This window comes from Pseudoxanthomonas sp. CCNWLY206-1 (assembly GCF_039710385.1).
Lineage (GTDB): Bacteria > Pseudomonadota > Gammaproteobacteria > Xanthomonadales > Xanthomonadaceae > Pseudoxanthomonas_A.
Genome location: NZ_JBDKXI010000001.1, coordinates 597,617 through 614,792 on the forward strand (window position 1 = coordinate 597,617; position 17,176 = coordinate 614,792).

The 17,176-nt window shown below is 63.5% G+C and carries 16 protein-coding genes; 4 read left to right on the forward strand and 12 right to left on the reverse strand.

The features are described 5' to 3' along the window. Window positions 1-89: 89 nt before the first annotated feature. Genes AADW18_RS02500 through ribA form a run of 4 tightly spaced genes read left to right on the forward strand, consistent with a single transcriptional unit; the run spans window position 90 to window position 4,340 of the window. The gene (locus AADW18_RS02500; RefSeq protein ID WP_337341762.1) at window positions 90-1,616 is read left to right on the forward strand and encodes a radical SAM protein; all 1,527 of its coding nucleotides are present in this window, start codon (window positions 90-92) and stop codon (window positions 1,614-1,616) included. Continuing rightward, window positions 1,616-2,845, forward strand: a complete 1,230-nt coding sequence (locus AADW18_RS02505) for a nucleotidyltransferase family protein (protein ID WP_337341763.1) — start codon at window positions 1,616-1,618, stop codon at window positions 2,843-2,845. The genes AADW18_RS02500 and AADW18_RS02505 overlap by 1 nt, the downstream gene beginning before the upstream one ends. Next, on the forward strand, window positions 2,842-3,696 hold the full coding sequence (locus AADW18_RS02510; protein ID WP_337341764.1) for a methyltransferase domain-containing protein: 855 nt from the start codon (window positions 2,842-2,844) through the stop codon (window positions 3,694-3,696). The genes AADW18_RS02505 and AADW18_RS02510 overlap by 4 nt, the downstream gene beginning before the upstream one ends. Further along, a complete protein-coding gene (gene ribA, locus AADW18_RS02515; RefSeq protein ID WP_337341765.1) occupies window positions 3,693-4,340 on the forward strand; it encodes a GTP cyclohydrolase II in 648 nt (215 codons plus the stop codon). The genes AADW18_RS02510 and ribA overlap by 4 nt, the downstream gene beginning before the upstream one ends. 19 nt (window positions 4,341-4,359) lie before the next feature. On the opposite strand, the gene AADW18_RS02520 is transcribed toward ribA, so the two are convergent. From AADW18_RS02520 to AADW18_RS02575, 12 genes are all read right to left on the reverse strand, one after another. Continuing rightward, a complete protein-coding gene (locus tag AADW18_RS02520) occupies window positions 4,360-4,842 on the reverse strand; it encodes a hypothetical protein (protein ID WP_337341766.1) in 483 nt (160 codons plus the stop codon). 112 nt (window positions 4,843-4,954) lie between these two features. Continuing rightward, on the reverse strand, window positions 4,955-6,079 hold the full coding sequence (locus AADW18_RS02525; protein WP_337341767.1) for a glycosyltransferase family 4 protein: 1,125 nt from the start codon (window positions 6,077-6,079) through the stop codon (window positions 4,955-4,957). Further along, on the reverse strand, window positions 6,076-7,227 hold the full coding sequence (locus AADW18_RS02530; protein WP_337341768.1) for a glycosyltransferase family 4 protein: 1,152 nt from the start codon (window positions 7,225-7,227) through the stop codon (window positions 6,076-6,078). Before AADW18_RS02530 ends, AADW18_RS02525 begins: the two co-directional genes overlap by 4 nt. A 2-nt stretch (window positions 7,228-7,229) precedes the next feature. Further along, complete coding sequence (locus AADW18_RS02535; protein WP_337341769.1) at window positions 7,230-8,768, reverse strand: radical SAM protein; 1,539 nt, start codon at window positions 8,766-8,768, stop codon at window positions 7,230-7,232. Next, a complete protein-coding gene (locus AADW18_RS02540) occupies window positions 8,765-9,463 on the reverse strand; it encodes a class I SAM-dependent methyltransferase (protein WP_337341770.1) in 699 nt (232 codons plus the stop codon). The genes AADW18_RS02535 and AADW18_RS02540 overlap by 4 nt, the downstream gene beginning before the upstream one ends. Beyond that, window positions 9,460-10,812 (reverse strand): amidohydrolase family protein, encoded by a 1,353-nt coding sequence (locus AADW18_RS02545; RefSeq protein ID WP_337341771.1) that lies wholly within the window; start codon window positions 10,810-10,812, stop codon window positions 9,460-9,462. Before AADW18_RS02545 ends, AADW18_RS02540 begins: the two co-directional genes overlap by 4 nt. Before the next feature lie 4 nt (window positions 10,813-10,816). Further along, entirely contained in the window at window positions 10,817-11,653 is an 837-nt protein-coding gene (locus AADW18_RS02550) for a class I SAM-dependent methyltransferase (protein ID WP_337341772.1), read from the reverse strand. Between the two features lie 249 nt (window positions 11,654-11,902). Beyond that, the gene (locus AADW18_RS02555) at window positions 11,903-12,721 is read right to left on the reverse strand and encodes a Wzz/FepE/Etk N-terminal domain-containing protein (RefSeq protein WP_337341773.1); all 819 of its coding nucleotides are present in this window, start codon (window positions 12,719-12,721) and stop codon (window positions 11,903-11,905) included. Then, window positions 12,718-13,881, reverse strand: coding sequence for a hypothetical protein (locus AADW18_RS02560; protein WP_337341774.1), 1,164 nt, complete (start codon window positions 13,879-13,881; stop codon window positions 12,718-12,720). The genes AADW18_RS02555 and AADW18_RS02560 overlap by 4 nt, the downstream gene beginning before the upstream one ends. Further along, window positions 13,878-14,807 (reverse strand): glycosyltransferase family A protein, encoded by a 930-nt coding sequence (locus tag AADW18_RS02565; RefSeq protein ID WP_337341775.1) that lies wholly within the window; start codon window positions 14,805-14,807, stop codon window positions 13,878-13,880. Before AADW18_RS02565 ends, AADW18_RS02560 begins: the two co-directional genes overlap by 4 nt. After that, window positions 14,804-16,057, reverse strand: a complete 1,254-nt coding sequence (locus AADW18_RS02570) for an O-antigen translocase (protein ID WP_337341776.1) — start codon at window positions 16,055-16,057, stop codon at window positions 14,804-14,806. Before AADW18_RS02570 ends, AADW18_RS02565 begins: the two co-directional genes overlap by 4 nt. After that, window positions 16,054-17,169: a DegT/DnrJ/EryC1/StrS family aminotransferase gene (locus AADW18_RS02575; protein ID WP_337342105.1), complete on the reverse strand. Its 1,116-nt coding sequence runs from the start codon at window positions 17,167-17,169 to the stop codon at window positions 16,054-16,056. The genes AADW18_RS02570 and AADW18_RS02575 overlap by 4 nt, the downstream gene beginning before the upstream one ends. Window positions 17,170-17,176: the final 7 nt, after the last annotated feature.

Sequence of the window (17,176 nt, forward strand, 5' to 3'; positions counted from 1 at the left end):
TCGATCAGCTAGCCGTTGAGGAACCGGCACAACCAAACGCCGCGTAGACAGCACTTACCGCCATACCGCATGCACGCGGCACATCGGGCATGCGCCGCAAAAGCCAGCCTGGCACGAACGAGGCGCGTTTCCAGATGCTCAAGATCCAGATCGGTCATTCCTATTTCCTGCGCTACGACCCGAAGCAATGGGAGCGCGGCAAGCCCTACCCACCGCTGGCTACACTTCAGGTAGCCGCGCTGCTGCGGCGGATGGGTCATGAGGTTTCGCTGTTCGACGCGATGCTGGCCGAAGGTGTGGAGGCCTACTCGGAGTCCCTGCAGGCGGTCCAACCCGACCTGGTGGTGTTCTACGAAGACAACTTCAACTTCCTGACCAAGATGTGCCTGAGCCGGATGCGGGAAGCCAACTGCAGGATGATCGCCGAAGCGAACGCCCAAGGATGTCGCGTGATCGTGGCGGGATCCGACGCTTCCGACCAACCGGAAGCGTTTCTCGCCGCAGGCGCGCATGCGGTGTTGATCGGCGAAGGCATTCCCGCGCTGATCGATCTGGTGTCCCGACTTGAGCAGGCACCCGATATCGCGCTCGACACCTGGCTATCGGAAATTGCTGGCATCGCCACCGCCGCGCAACCCACGCTCAAGCGCGCGCACTTCGGCTCGCAACCGCCGGATGCGCGGCTGTCCGGCCTGCCTGCGTGGGATCTGGTCGATATCACGCGCTACCAACGCCTGTGGCAGGAGCGCCATGGCTACTTCAGTCTCAACATGGCGGCATCGCGCGGTTGTCCGTTCCGCTGCAACTGGTGCTCAAAACCCATCTGGGGCAACCATTACAAACGTCGCGACGCCGATGAAGTTGCCGCGGAAATGATTCATCTCAAGCGTACGTTCGCACCGGACCACGTGTGGATGGCGGACGATATTTTTGGATTTCACGTCGAGTGGGTGGAAGCGTTCGCCGCACGGCTCGATGAAGCCGACGGCTCGGTTCCCTTCACCATCCAGACCCGTGCCGATCTATCCAGCGAACGCATGGCGGCCGCGCTCGCCAAGGCGGGATGCATCGAAGCATGGATAGGCGCGGAAAGCGGCAGCCAGCGGGTGCTGGACAGCATGACGAAAGGGACCGAGGTCGAGGGCGTGATCGCCGCCCGTGAACGACTCGGCCGGCATGGCATCCGCGTCGGCTTCTTCATCCAGCTTGGCTATCTTGGTGAGGAGCTGGAAGACATCCTGGCCACCCGCGAGTTGGTTGCGCGCGCACAGCCCGACGACATCGGCGTCAGCGTGTCGTACCCACTGCCGGGCACTCCGTTCTACGAACAGGTCAAGCGCCAACTCGGCCGAAAGACGCACTGGCAGGACAGCGACGATCTGGCGATGATGTTCCATGGCGCCTACGATTCGGAGTTCTATCGAAGCGTGCGCGACCTGCTGCACCGGCAGGTAGATCTGCAATGCGGACGCGCGATGCATTCCGCACAGGATCTTGCGGACGGTCGGGCGTCGCTGGATGCTGAGTGGGACGCCCTGATCGCCCGCGAAAGCCAGCACAGAACCGAGCCCATGGGAAGCACCGGCCGCCGGATCGCCGCCGTGCTGAGCGGTTGATGCCTGCCTCGCAGCCACCACTGAAAACGCTCCGCACCGGCCTTCGCATCGCGACCGAAAGCCTGGCGCACGAACTGGCGCGTCCCGGCAACCCAATGCCGGCATGGGACGCGCTTCAATGGCAACTCGCCTCCGCGGCGGCGGCGGCGCACGGTATATCGCCGCTGCTGCAGCGTCTCTCCCTGTGGCCCGATTCGGACTGGACCCTGTTCCTCGCGAGCCAGCGTGCGCACGTTGATCATCGTCATCGCCGCGTGGCCGCACTGCTCGAGCGCATTGACGAAGGAACTCAAGCCGCCGACGTCGCGGTGGTTGCCTTGAAAGGAGCCGCACTGCACTCGCTTGGCCTGTATATGCCTGGTGACCGGCCCATGGCCGATATCGATCTGCTGGTCGACGATGCGGACGCCGCGAAAGTCGGCGAGCTGTTGCGGGAGATCGGTTATGTGGAATCCTTCGCCCAATGGAAGCACCGCGTGTTCAAGCCCACTGCGGGCCATGCGAGCCAAGGGCTGGGCGAGCACCGCGACACGCCGGTCAATATCGAACTGCATACCCGTATCCAGGAGCGGCTGCCCGTCTCCCGCGTGGACATCACCGAACGGATCCTGCCATGGGATCGTCAGCCTGGACTGAATCCGTATCCGTCCAACGGCGCGCTGATGAGCCACCTGCTGCTGCACGCGGCCGGCAATCTTTGTAGCCGCAGCCTGCGCCTGATACATCTGAACGATATCGCGTTGTTGGCCCGGCGCATGACCGCGCGCGATTGGCAGGTGTTGTGGGGCGAAGGCGCCGATGGCGTGCCGTGGTGGGCGTTGCCGCCGCTTCAACTGATCTGCCGCTACTACCGGGATCCGTTCCCGAAGGTGGTTTTGGAACGCCTGCGCGCGGACTGTCCGCCGCTACTGCGTCTGTTCTCGCACCGGCAAAGCTTGACGGCCGCGTCATGCTCCAACCTGTGGCTGCCTGCACTGCCTGGTATCGAGTGGTCGCGTTCGCCTCAGGAAGCCATGGCTTACTTGCGCAACCGCTTCAATCCCTCCGAGGAAAACCGCCAGGAGCGCGCCGACATGGTGCGCACGCAACTGTGGTTGCAAGACCAGAGTTGGGTCACGCTGCCTCATGGTCGGCGCCTGCTGACCCGCCTCACCCGCCCGGTTCCCCGCATGGATACGCTGTACGTGGTGCGCGCGGCGCTGGACGGCTACGCGCGAACCAGCGCATGAACCTTCCTGCCGCCTCCCACGGATTGCTCGGCGACACGACGGCGCGCGACTACTCGCGCAAACTGCAATTGTTCAACGCGTTCGCGCGACCGGAACTACGCCAGGCAATCACCAGCCTGGGCCTCAAACCGGGGATGCGTGTCCTGGACCTCGGTTGCGGCACGGGCGAGGCGCTCGGCTGGCTTTCCGCCGAGGTCGAGCCTGGAGGCATGGTCGTGGGCATGGACCTGGCAACCGCGCATGTCGCCGCGGCACGCGCCCTCGGTCCCACGAATGCATGGGTCATCCAGGCGGACTTGTTGACCGCCCCTCTGGCGCCGGCAAGCTTCGACGCAATCTGGTCAGTCAACACGTTCAATCACCTGCAAGATCCCCTAGCCGCGGTGAAGGCTGCCACCACATTGCTTCGAACAGGCGGTCGCATTGCGTTGGGCCAAAGCTCGCTGCTTCCGGATATGTATTTCGCGTGGGATTCACGGCTGGAGCGATTGACCAACGAAGCCGTACGCCAGTACTACCGCAACAGATACAAGGTCAGCGAGCGCAGCCTGACCGCCGTCCGTTCCCTCGTAGGCTTGCTTAGAGCGGCGGGATTGCGCGACGTCACCGTGCGCACGTCCATGATTGAACGCGTGTCGCCAGTCAGTCAGGAGGACGAGGACTATCTGGTCGAGGCTATCTTCCGGAACACCTGGGGCACGCGGTTGCAGCCGTATCTGCTGAAAGAGGATTACGAACAACTGACACGCTTGTGCGATCCGGCACATCCTGACTTCGCGCTACGCCGCCCGGATTTTCATTTCCTGCAGAGCTTTACCTTGGTGGCGGGCGTTGTGGGGCAACCCGAATGACGCAACCCGCCTCCGACGCGGTTCTCGCGTCCACTCCCAGCGTTCGCACCACGATACGGCTGCCGCTTCTGCTCTCCGACGGCCGCGAGTCGCTCGCGCTGCTCCATAGTTTCAATGGCCTCGTGGACGACAAGGAACACGTCGCGCTCCAGTTCGGAGAGCCGACCGGCACGCCACTCGTGCGCCTGCATTCGGAATGCATGACCGGCGATGTGCTGGGTTCGGCGCGCTGCGACTGCGGCCCGCAACTTCAAGAGTCGCTTCGGAGACTGCACGACGAAGGTGGATATCTCCTGTACCTGCGGCAAGAAGGACGAGGCATCGGTTTGTACCGCAAGCTCGAGGCCTACCACCTGCAGGATCTTGGACACGACACGTTCGCGGCCAACCGGCTACTGGGCCATTGCGATGACGAACGCGACTACACCGCGGCGGCGCAGATGCTGGCCGCGCTAGGCATCACCCGCATAACTCTGCTAACCAATAGCCCGGACAAGTGCAGCCAACTCGAACGACTCGGCATCACGGTGGCCTCGGTTCGTGAAACCGGCGTTTACGTGAGCCAGCACAATCTTGGCTATCTGGAATCCAAGATCCGCCATGCCGGTCATGCCATCGTGCTTGGAGGCACGATTGAGGAATAACCAGTCGGCCAGCCGTGCGTCAGTTCTGCTTCATCCAGTACGAAACCACCCGAACCTTGCCTGGACTCTTCCAGTGGATTGTCAACTTGAAATCTGGAAGTTCCCAAGAGTGGATGTCGTAACGGCCAACGCGGGTCGGCGCGCCGAGTTTCGCCACGGCGTCGGCCACTGTGTCGGAGAACCGCAGGTCGTTCCACAACGGCCCTTTGTAGCTCTCGTACTCGTCTTCATGGCCCCAGAAACCGCAGTGCGTCATCAAGAATGGGCCTTCGCCGACAACCTGCTCCTGCTCGGACACCAAGCCTGTGTCTTTGAAAGTGAAGCCCAAGCCAAGCGGCGGCGCGGTGACGTGGTAGATCTCCAGGCCAGGATCGAGCTTGACCGCATCCGACCACACGATGCCGAATGGCGTCACGACCCTGCTTCCCCGTTCGCTGTCGAATGGCTGGGTGATCGCGGAGACAAAGTCCTGGGCTTCGGGGTATTGGCTGGGTACTTTCATCCGTGACGGGCGAACGATTTGCTTGGGAGTTGATTAAGTTAGTCGATGTAGATTGCACCAGCAATTCAGTCAACCCAGCGTCGCTTCGGTGCGCGGCTTGTGCCGGCGCAAGTCAAATCACTCCCGCATTCGCGCTGCCAAGGCATAGCCAGTGGTATAGCCGCTCGAACACGCGCGCGGTGTGGCTGGCGTCCTCACGTGTGGCTCTGCATTGCGCTGCCCAGGCCAGGCGGAGCCGTAGATCCTCGTCGTTCAGCACTTGGCGTACCGCTTCGGCCAAGGCGGCCGGGTCCCCAGGCGACACCGCCAAGGCGGCCGAGGGTGCCCACTCGACCAAGTGGCCCACCGCGGTGCCTACCGTCGGCACGCCGGCGATGGCCGCTTCCAGCAGGACCATCGGACCGGCTTCGTGCAGCGACGACATCACCAGCAAGTCCGCCGCCTCCATGATGGGCCGCAGTTCGCGCTGGGTCTTGAAGCCGAGGAAGCGGACCTGATGGCTCAGACCCAATTGCTGCGCCAATCGTTGGATCTCTCCGTGCAGCGTGTCCACGCCGACGACATCCATATGGAACGGCACGCCAGCTCGTTGCAGGATCGCCAACGCATACAGCAACGTGGACTGATCCTTGACGCGGTTGAGGCTGGCGACATGCAGCAGCCTGGCCGTGCCTTCGCCGCGTCGGCGCGGCGCCAATGGCGGCCAGGTCCGCAGGTCCACGCCAAGCGGAACCCGCTGTGCATCGTCCAGACCCAATGCGTGCAGTGAATCGATAACAGGCGCACTGGCCGCGGTCACCGTATCGGCGACACGCAACACCACCGCTTCGCGCAAACGGCTAAGCCATGTGCGACGACCGCCATAGTCGATGTCATGCAAGGCGACGAGTTCGCCACCCGCGATATGGACAAGACTCGGGCGGCGCAGCAACTGAGATGCCGCTACCGCCACCAAGCTGCAGTAGCCGGAAAAAAAAGCCTGGACCAAATCGAACGGCGCGTGCCGATGCTCGGCGCGGATGGCTGCGATCGCGCGCAGGCGAGTCCAACCTTCGCCGATGTTGTGAACGGTGGCTCCGGCCAACTTCCAGCAACCGGGCACGGCTTCCTGGTGCAGCGCGAAGACGTGCACTTCGTGCGTCCTGGCCAGGCGTTCGATGAGGGTCAGCAGCACCGGGATCACGCGGAATTCCCCGCTGCGATCCACGCCGCCTGGGACCACCAGCGCCAGTTTCATTCGCACACCTCGAGATAGGCGTTGGCCCAGCGCTGACCGACGGCCGCGAACGAAAGGCGCTGATCGAAATGAGCGCGCAGCTCTGCTGGCGATGGCCGTTGCGTCGCGGCACGGATCAGCGCTGCGGCCAACGCATCGGGATCGCCGCAACGCCAAAGTGCTCCAACCCGACCGCCATCAGTGAGCGCGCGAAATGCGGGAATGTCGGTAATCACGGGCATCGCACCGCAGGCGAACGCCTCCAACGCCGCATAGCCGCAGCTTTCACGCAGGCTGCCGGCCACGAACATATCGGCTGCACGCATCAGCGTTTCCACGCGCGCGTGCTCCACCCGGCCCAGCAACCCTACCCGTCCGGCCAGGCGCGGATCGCCTTCAATGCGTTGTTGCACGTGCGCCAGCAACGGTGCATCGCCGAACGCGCACCACAGTCGCAGACCGGGCAATCGCGATGCGGCTCGCGCCACCCCTTCCAACACGCAAAGCGGATCCTTGCCGGGACTCAGATGCCCCACCCACAACACGCAAGGGTCGCCATCGAGACCGGTATCGCGGCGAGCTTGGATACGATCGCCCGGAGTGAAGCGGCTGCTGGATTCTGGAATGGCGAAAAGGCGGGTCGACGTCGCAAACAGTTGCGCACGCAGGAACGGCTGCGCCAACTCCAGCGAAGTAAACGCGATGCCCGATGCGGATGCGTACCAGCGCCGCCACGGTATGCGGCGCCACCAATGCGGCGGCCGGTTGGCGTGGTCCTGCAGCAGAATCGGCAGATGCGGCAGCAAGCGCCTGATGGCATGCGCCACTCTGGCGAATTCCAGCCCGTGCACGTGCAACACATCCGCTCCGATGTCGCGGAGCTTGCCGGCAAGATGTGCCGTGCCTTTGCCAGGGTCGATGAAGTGATAGTCGATTCCGCTTCGGTTGAACGTGGCGGGTACGGGCGACGCCTGGATCACCGAGACCCGCGCTCCCGCGCTGGCCACCGCTTCTGCGATGTCCGCCAATGACGGCCAGCGCGTGAACGTTTCGCCGGGTGAATGGAAGGCTGGCGCAGGCACCAGGTTGATCTGCGCTACATGCAACGAGTCGGGAGTTGGCGATGGCGGGTTGAAACCCGTCCTACGCAGAGCGTCTTGGCGCGGCATGGCTACAGCCCGGACACTTGCGGCCGGCGCAGGCGCACCAGCCGATCGGCCAGGTCCAGCTCCCATGGCCGGTCATAACGGCGGAAGCGATAACGCCAGCCCGCCATGGCGCTCAGGCCGCGTTTTGCCCAATGCGGTGAACGCATGTCCTGCACCGTTGGATAGCGGCAGCGCAGCACGGTTACGAAATCGCGAATGCGCTGGCGCAACGTGTCGCTGAGCCAGGGAGCGTCGGCGTGGCAGGCATAGTCGATCCAACGCTGTTCGGTCCACTCCTCCGGCGTTCGTGGGAACACCACTGGCGCACCATGCAAATCAAGCAGCGGCTTGACCGCATGCTTGCCTCGATCCTTCTCGTGGCGGCTGCCTTCTGGTAGCGGCGTGTAGATATAGACGATGATTTCCGACTGCGGATTGATGCGTTTGATTTCACGAATGAACTCGAACGTCCTCTCGGTTTCTTCCTCGGTGTTTTCCGGCGGCGCCACCATGAACGACAGCTCCGGAATTACGCCATTGCGCCGGCACAACTCGGCTGCTTCCAGTGTCTGGTCTGGGCGCGTGCCCTTGCGGATTTCCTTGAGCATGGCGCCACTGGGCGACTCGGCGCCAATGTAGGCCATCCGCAAGCGGCTCTTGCGCACGAGCTTCCAAGTGCTCTCGGACAAGTTCAGCAATGCGTCGGCGCGGGCGTAGCACCACCACGGCATTTCCAGTCGCGCCATCACTTCCAATAGCGGAATCATCTCCACTTCGCGGTCGAAGAAATTGTGGTCGAAGAACTGGACGGAGTCGGCACCCAGCTCATGCTTGAGATAGCTCAGTTCGCGCTCCAGCCGCTGCGCGGCTGGCAGCGCGGTAGCGCCGCCGAACATCGCGGCGACGCCGCAGAAGGTGCAGCGAAAGCGGCAGCCCAGCGCCGCCTGGTGTGCGGCGGTGCGGCGGCCGAGGAACGTGCGCGCCAGGTAGCGACGTGGGTCGCCGAGTTTGTCGTATGGCAACGCCGACACCGGATCGGTGCGCGAGAAGCGGCGCCCGGTGTTATGCACGATGGTGTCGCCGTTCTTCCACGACAGGCCGTCGATTTCCGCCAGTAGCGAACCTTCGCCTCGTAGCGCGGCGACCAGCGCCGGAAGAGTTTCTTCACCCTGCCCTCGGATCGCGTAGTCGACATACGGCGCGGCCAGTGCGGTGTCGGTGTACAAAGTCGGGAAATAGCCGCCCCAAACGATCGGTGTGGCCGGGAAGTGTTCGCGGACCGCCTTGGACAATGCAATCGACGGCGCAACCTGCGGCCCGCCCATGACGCTGATGCCTATCGCATCGACATGCTGTTCCGCCAACGCGGCCAAGGTGGTGTCGATGAAGTCGCGGTCGACGTTGCCGTCGATGATCCGGCTTGCGCCGTTGCGATCCAGTCCCTCCGCCAGATTCAACAGCGCGAGTGGAAAGCGTGCGCTGGCACGCGAGGTGATGGTCGGGTTGACCAGCAGCGTATTGGCCGTCGGCGTTAATGGCGAAAGCATCGAGTTGGCGTTCATGGCGGGCACCGAAGCTGGAATACCAGCGCCACCGGGACGTGCAATGCGGCACGATCAAAATGCGCACCGGCAGGAATGTCGGCTGGATCAAGCATGGGTTCCGCCACTGCCTCGATAACCAACCCCAGCGCCGAACAGGCGGCGTGCCAGTGGCTGTAGAGGTGTTGGGTATGGCGCACGGCGTAGCGGCGTCCGTCGATCCTGAAGTCGCGCAACCAGCCGAGCGCGTGACCGATCGGATGAACATCGCTGCACAGCACGATGCCACCGGGCCGGGTCACGCGGCGAAGTTCGGCCAACGCGGGCTGCAGTGCCGGAAGATGCCCGATTACCAATCCGCACAGAGTGATGTCGGCCGCAGCGTCGGTAACGGGCAGCGCCTCCAGGCGGCCCTGCTTCAGTTCGTAGCGCGAGTCGAATCCGCACACGCTCAACTCGGCGGCAGCGCGCTCCAGCATCTGTGGCGACAAATCCACGCCCATCGTGCGGGTCGCACCACGCTGCAATGCGTGCATCAAGTAGCGGCCACTGCCGCAGCCGGCGTCGAGTACGTGCTTGCCGCGCAAGTCAGCCGGCAACAAGGCGAGCATGGCGCGTTCTTCCGCATGCATGACCGGGTTGTGCGCGCGCGCCGGGTATTCGCGTGCCCAGAGTGCGTAGGCTTCGGCGGGTTCGAGCGTCAGAATGGCGCTCATGCAAAGCGACTCCTGGCCCTTCCCTTCTCCCTCCGGGAGAAGGTGGCGCGCAGCGACGGGTGAGGGAGTGAGATGTCCGCTGGTAGGGAACTTGGCTGGCGAGTCACTGCCATTCCCTCATCCGCCCTCCGGGCACCTTCTCCCGATGGGGGAAGGATCTGAGGCTCGTCGTTATCCAGGTCGAGCCCAGGTTCGAGCGCCAGAACCGCCGGATCGGCAAGATCGGCCGCGAGTAATTTGGGATACCCGTCGAGTGTCACCTGCACCGTGTCCACGCCTGCAATGGCGAACCAATCAGCGAAATCGGGATCGGCAATCCGCGGTCGGCCATCGCGCACCACTGCTCTTAGTTCGCTGCGTGCGCGTCCGACCAGACTATCGGCCAGTTCGCCACCACGGTCGCGAACGACAACAAAGTCCGCTGGCCCACCCATCGATAAGCCGCCGTGTGAGGGCAGCCGCAAGATCCGCGCCGCCGCGGTGGTCGCCAGTTCCAGCACCTGCCTGGACGAAAGGCCGTGACTCGCGGCAACGCGCAGTTCTTCCAGCAAGTCACGCGCGCCACTGAGGCGCGAGTCGCTGCCCAGCGTCAAGCGTCCGGCTTCGCACAACCGGCGCGGATCGAGCGTGTGCCCAAGCAGTGTCAGGTTGCTCGACGGACACCACACTACGGCCGCATCGCGTTCGATGATGAGTTCGATGTCGTGCTCGGTCAAACCAACGCCATGGATCAACACGCTGTTGGCCGCCAAGCATCCCAACCGGTCGAGCTCCGCCAGTTCGGCTCGCGCCACCGCATCGGTACCTTCGGCCAAGTGGAGCATCCAGGGATGCTCAAGCGGTGTCGCGGCGAAGCTTTCGCGCACCGATGGACCGTAACCGGGCCAACCCAGCGCATAGCTCCAACCGAAATCTCGCAACAGCGCGACCGGAAAGTCCGCATCCTCCAGTTCCGGATGCCATGGATCGTGATGCGCCACGCAGGTAACGCCGGCCAACAGGTTCTTCAACGCGCCATGGCGCAGGCGCACTGCTTTGGGTATCTGCAGTGCGGCGGAGACTATCGGATCGGCGAAGTGCGTCTGGAAAGCTTCGATCCAGGCATAGCTGTTGGGAAACGGCTGTGTCTGCGGCAACGGTGGTACTGCGTTGACCTGCAGGTGCTCATGCGCGTTTATCAGCCCGGGAAGGATCACGTGTCCGCGCAGATCGATATGCGCATCCGCCCTGCCCTGCTCCGCGGTCAAACGGCCCTGGCTCACCGTCAGCGGCGCCTGCGACGGTCCATCGGCCAAAAGCGCACGCGCGCCCTGCAAACATATCCCGGTGCTGGCGCCATGCCCGTTCACGCGATCAACGCCTACGCATCACGATGAGAAAGTGATCGCCCATTGCGCGTAGCAGCGGCAGTCCGCCCAGGCGATCATCGAGCCGGCCAAGACGCTCGCACCCTTTGGGATGTCGTTGGTAGAAATCCACCAGGTAAGGCGGCGGCAGGAACAGGCTTAGCGCGCGATGGCTCTCCAGCGAGAAGTGTTTGGCGAACGCGCGATAGAACTCGCGTGGCAGGTAATAGCGAGTCCATATGGTGTGGCCGTTCATGCCGACTGCCGTCATCCCCCGCGCGGCCCGAACCGCTGCCCGCTTGAAACGCCCGCGCGCAGCGTAGTGCGCAATTTCCCACGGGCATATCCGGCCCATCACGGAAAACACCAGCAGGCCATCGCGACGCAGCAGCCGGGCGCACTGGTCGGCGACGGCCGGCAAATCCGGTGCGCAGTTCAACGGGCCGAAGTTGGAGTACATGCCATCGAACGCGCCTTCGATGCCGTCCAGTTGCTGGATACCGACATGGGCCGCCGTCAGCCAGGATTCCAGCGACGCGGCCTCTGCGCGCTGGCGCGTGCGTTCGACCATGCTCGGAGACCAGTCGGTGGCCAGCACGTGGTAGCCGCGTCGGGCGAATTCATGGGCATCCAGCCCGGTGCCACAACCCAGGTCGACCAGGCGCGATCCAATGGGCAGCCCGATGGCCACCGTGTTCCATAGCGTGGTACGCATGCGCTGGATCAGCGCGTTGTTGCCGCGCGGCCCGTCGTAGTCGGCGGCCACGCTGTCGAAGGCGCGCTGGGTGTCCAGCAGCTGCTCTGCGTCCAGGGCGTCGTACCGCTCGCTCGTCACGGACTTCATGACGCCTCCGCCAACAGGTAGGCTTCGATCGAGGCGGTCTTTTTCATCAGCATGCAATGTCTCGTTGCGACGCCACGCGGAGGCGTCTTCTATCTGCATGTGAGTGCCGTCAGGACGCGGTTTGGTTGAGGTACGCAGCTAATAAATAGGAATCCCCTCAGTTTGGAGAGATGAGGGATAAGTGGTGACAATGAGAGAATATCGCCCTCTCGTGCCTCCCCCTTTGATAAAGGGGGCAAAAGCGGATGCTCACCTCTGCCGCCACGCATTACCCGCCACCGCTGCCGCCAGCCCCAGCGCGGCACCCAGCAACAAACCCACGCCCCAGGCCAGCACTTTGTTGGGAGACGCGGGCCGATCAGGCACGTAGACCGGCCATGGCAACGAAGTGTCGTAGGTGTGGCGCGGCGTGAGCCGCACGGTCAGGTCATCGATCTCCGCCTTCAATCCGCGTATCACGCCTTCCTTCTCGGTCAGCATCATCCCGGCCAACAACTGGCCCTCGCTGCTGCGGGTCATCCCATCGCCCGTCTTTCGCAGCCATTGGTCGCGTTCGGATCTGGCCGTGCGCAGTTCCTCGCGCGCCGCCCGCAGGCGCGTTTGTGTGAACGCCATGGGCTGAGCGCTGATGCGGCGGTGGATCACCTGCAAGCGGCCGCCGGTGGCCGTCGCCAGTTTCCGCGCCAGTTCCGGGGAACCCCCGCGCACGCTCAAGCGGATGAGGTTGGCATAAGGATCCGGTGCCAGCTTCAGGCTCTTGCGGTAGAGCCCGGCGTCGCGTCCCTTGAGCGGTAGGCCCAGCTCACTTAGCACGCTGTCCTGGAAGCCTCGCGTCTTCATGCGTTCGATGGCGCGCTGAAATGGTTCGATCTTGGGGTCGCGGCCGACGGGAGTGGGTCCGAACTCGCCCACCTGCACCCACGCGGTCGCCTCCCACTGCGGTTTCGACAAGAACGTGAATGCGAATGTCGCGGCCAGTACGGCAACCATCGTCACGGCGAACCAGCGCCACCGACGGATCAGTACTCGCCCCATGTCGATCAGGTAGATGTCATCTTCTTCTTTCATTGCGGCTCGGTCTTGAAGGAGTGTGGGAGAAATCCGGCCCGCGTGCCTGCGTTCCTGTCAGGCAAAAGCGCCGTGAGGGCGTGCAGTGCCAGGCACATGCCGATGAAACCGGCGTTGGTCCAGGTGAACGCCTGTGGCGCGAAGGGCGACATCAGGCAGGTGTAGGCGATGCGCAGGAAGATCAGCAGTGGAAATAGCGACAGCGCAATGCCCAGTCGCCGTACGCTCCACAGCAATGCGGCGTACAGCGCCAACAGCGCGGCCACCGCGCCGGGTGCACCCCAGGCCATCAGGAACGGGAAGAACTCGGTGCCGACGTTGATGTTCGACGCATCGAGAGGAATGTCCGTGCCGGCCGTGGCGATGGAGCCGCTCATCGGTACCAATTGATTGATCAGGAAATTGGCGTTCTCGTATTCCTTGGTCAACATCGCGGCGAAGTTGTACGGTCCCGCGCTGATGTAGAGCAGCAGCCATTCGACGCCCTGCGGCGCGGCCCGGTATAGATCGCTGAAGGGCAACGCTACCGTGTCGAGTGAGCCCGAACGCAGCGTTCCGAGCACGGAAAACGCGGTTGCCCCTGCGAGCGCCAGCAGGCTGATGGTCTTCCAGGGCAACGGCCGCGTGGCGTCCCGGCGCAGCACGATCAACAGAGCGAACGAGAACAACGAAGCCAAGAGCCGGTTGCGATCGATCACCAGCACTGGAAACAAGAAGCCGATGGCGATCACCAGATAGCGCAGCGGCTTGTTCCGGATACACAGCAGGCCGATGGGTGGAAGCACCCAACATATGTTCGACAGGTGCCGCACATGCGTGTGCAGCGGAGTGAGTGTCGCGTAGGACGACGGATCGTTGAAGATCGGCACCGGAAACAGCGCCAGGTCCAGTACGCAGAACACCGCTACCAGCGCGGCTAGCGTCAGTGCGAGGAAAGACTCCCGGGTTCCCGCGTATCGCCGCTGACGGAACCGCGACAGTGGTGGCAACCGGATGCCCAGCAACAGATCCAGCGCGACGATTGCCATTGCCGACGCCGCCAGTAGCGCGATGCCAACGAAATAGCCGGTTGGCAGCTCGTAAGTCAGCAGGGTCACCCCGCAACTAAAGAGCATGGGCAGTCCCAGATAACTCGACGGCATGCGCAGCAAGCGATTCATGCCGATCTCGTCTCGCGCACGGCGGCCGTCGGCCGTAGCAGCGCCAACAGCCTCAACCCAAGATGGACAGCGAGGTGAAATGCCGTGCCGATGGGGCGGCGCCGCAGGAACGAGATCTTGGCCGCGATACGGTGAGCCTGCGACCTCAGCAACGTCCGGCAGGGTTCGTCGAACAGTTCCGTACGCCTCAGTGCCACCTGCTGCGATTCGGCCAGATTGGCAATACGGGTGGCGACATGCTTCGTCTTGCTGACATTGCCGCCATGCAGCCGGTATGCACATACGCGCACGTCGATGAAACCGAGCGCATCGCGCGCGGCCAGCCGCAGGAAGAAATCCCAGTCCTCGATGGACAGTTCCTCGCTCCAGCCCGCCTGGATGCTGACCGCTTCGCGCCGTACCAAGGTGACCGCACCGCTCACCGCCCAGTGGCTGATCACTGCGCGGCGAATACTGGCATCGGAGAGATAGAGCTGCTTGTCGACGCCATACAAGTGACTCATGCTGCTTTCGTACAACGTGCGCCCGTCGCCATCGACGACCACGGCATCGCCAATCACGGCGGCCTTGCGCGGATGTGCACTCAGATAGCGCACCTGCGCTTCGAGGCCGCCAGGCAGCAGGTAGTCGTCGCTGGCCCCCAATCGCAGGAATCGGCCGTGCGCGAGCGACACCAGTTCGTTAAGTGTGGCTGCGATGCCACGGTTCTCCCTGTGCCGGTATATCACTGGCAGCGAATGTCCGTGCGCTGACATCCATGCTTCGATACACATGGCGGTTTTGTCGGTGGAACCATCGTCGATGATGACGAGCTCCTTGGACGGATACGGATCCTCCAGCACGCTGTCCAGGCAGCGCCTGACGAAACGCTCGTGGTTGAAGGCCGGGATCAGTATCGAGACCAGCGGCTGCGCGGAACAGCTCATGCCGTCCTCCCCAGATACCGCCGCACCACGACGACGTTGAAAAGCAGATACAGCACGTAGTTGGCAACGAAGGCGTACATCGCACCCACCAGCCCAAAACGCTGCGTGAACAACAGCACCATCACGAAGTAGCTGGCCGCGAACACGCACTCTGACACCACGAACAACCGCGTCATGGCTTTGGCCAGCATCAGGTACGACAGCACGAACGAAGCGATCTTGACGACGTCTCCCAGCAGCTGTGGGCCGTACAGCGGATCGGCAGCCGCGAAGTCGGCGTTGAACAGGAGGCGGGTTACCCAATCCCGGCACAGGTACACCGCAGCCGCCGCGGCGATCACGATCGGCATCAGGTAGCGATAAGCGGCCTTCAGTTCCGATGCGAGCCCGGCACGGTCCTGCATCGATGCCAGCTTGGGCAGGTAATAGACATTGATGGCGGTGGTGAAGAACAGCAGGTAGGCATCGGAAACCTTGCTCACCGCCTGCCAGTAGCCGACCTGCTCCCAACCGAAGCGGGCGGCCAATGTGTCGCGAACCGCGATGCCCACCAGGTGCGGCAGGACCGCCGAGACCAGGCTCATAAGCGAGAACGCGGCCAGCTTGCCGCTCATCTCGCGATCGAAGCGTACGCGCAACATGCCGCTTCTGAAATATGGGCTCCTCCGCAACGCTGGCACTGCGGCGACAAGCCACAGCAACTGACCGGCGACCAGCGCGAAAAGAGCGCCATCAAGCCCGAATTTCAGGCCTGCCAGCGCCGCCAGCGCCACACCGATCACCGACCCGGTGACATGGATGAAGGCCAGCCGGCGCACATCCATGAAGCCGTTGATCACCGCGATGATGTAGTTGAGCAACGCAATGCCGAACTGAGCCAGCGCCAATAGAACGATCAGTTGCTGATAGTGCGGATCACCGAGCAGTTGCTGTGCAATCTGGCGACTGAACAGCAGCGCGGCCGCGCTCATCAGAATGGCTGCGCACAAGGCATACCCCAAAGCCGCGCCCAGCAGCCGCGCCAGCCTGGGCGCATCGTCGCGATACTCAGCTACATACTTGACGACGCCCGCACTGATACCGCCGCCGGCCATCACCGCCAGCAACGACATCAAGCCCATGAATTGCCCCAGTCGCCCCACACCCGCCGGACCGGCAAACCACGCCACCAGCTTGATGACGGCCAGCGCGGCGACCAGTCGCGCGGCGGTACCGATGCCGGTGTAGAAGCCGGCGCGCAACACGTTCACGCAGCATCTCCGAACGCCCGGCAGGCGGCGATCACCCGCGCAACATCGGCATCGGCCAGCGCAGGCCCCATCGGCAAGCTCAGCACTTGCTGGTGCAGGCGCTCGGTGATCGGTAGGTGCGAGTTTCCCAGCAATGCGGCATAGGCCATTTGCCGGTGCGGCGGAACCGGATAGTGCACCTGGGTCTGGATGCCGTGCGCTTGCAGGTGCCGTTGCAGATCGTCGCGGCGAACGCTGCGTACGACGAACAAATGCCACACGTGCGCACTTTCGTTCGCCACCACCGGCAACTGGATAAGCGGGTTGTGGATACCGTTGCGATAGCGCCGCGCCACTTCGCGTCGGTGACCGATCTCTTCGTCGAGATAGCTCAGCTTCACCCGCAACATGGCGGCTTGCATTTCGTCCAGGCGTGAATTGACACCGGGAAACAGATGCCGGTACTTGATGTCCGAGCCGTAGTTGCGCAACGCCCTTATCCGCTCAGCGAGCGGGGAGTCGCGGGTCACCACTGCACCGCCATCACCCAGTGCGCCGAGATTCTTGGTCGGGAAGAAACTGAAGGCGGTGGCGTCGCCGAATGCGCCAGCACGGCGACCGTCCCTTGCCGCGCCATGCGCTTGCGCGGCATCCTCGATCAGCAATAAACCATGCCGATCAGCCAGCGCCCGCAGCGCCGCCATGTCGGCGAGCTGCCCGTATAGATGCACCGCCATGATCGCGCGCGTACGTGGCCCGATGGCTGCTTCCACTTGCACCGGATCAAGGTTGAACGTGACCGGATCGGGTTCGACCGGCACCGGCACCAGGCGGTTTTCGGTAATGGCAAGGAAGCTGGCGATGAACGTGTTGCCGGGCACGATCACCTCGTCGCCTTCCGACAATCGGCCCAACTCGCGATAGCCGCGCAGGATCAGGGTGAGCGCGTCCAGGCCGTTGCCCACGCCGAGGGCATGGTCGACATCACAGTAGGCGGCGAATTCGCGCTCGAAAGAAGTCAATTCCTGGCCCAGCACATACCAGCCCGAATCGATCACCCGTGCCGCCGCTGCCTTCAGTTCGGCGGCGTAGCGTGTGTTGGTAGCGCGCAGATCGAGGAACGGTACGTCCAAGGGCGGC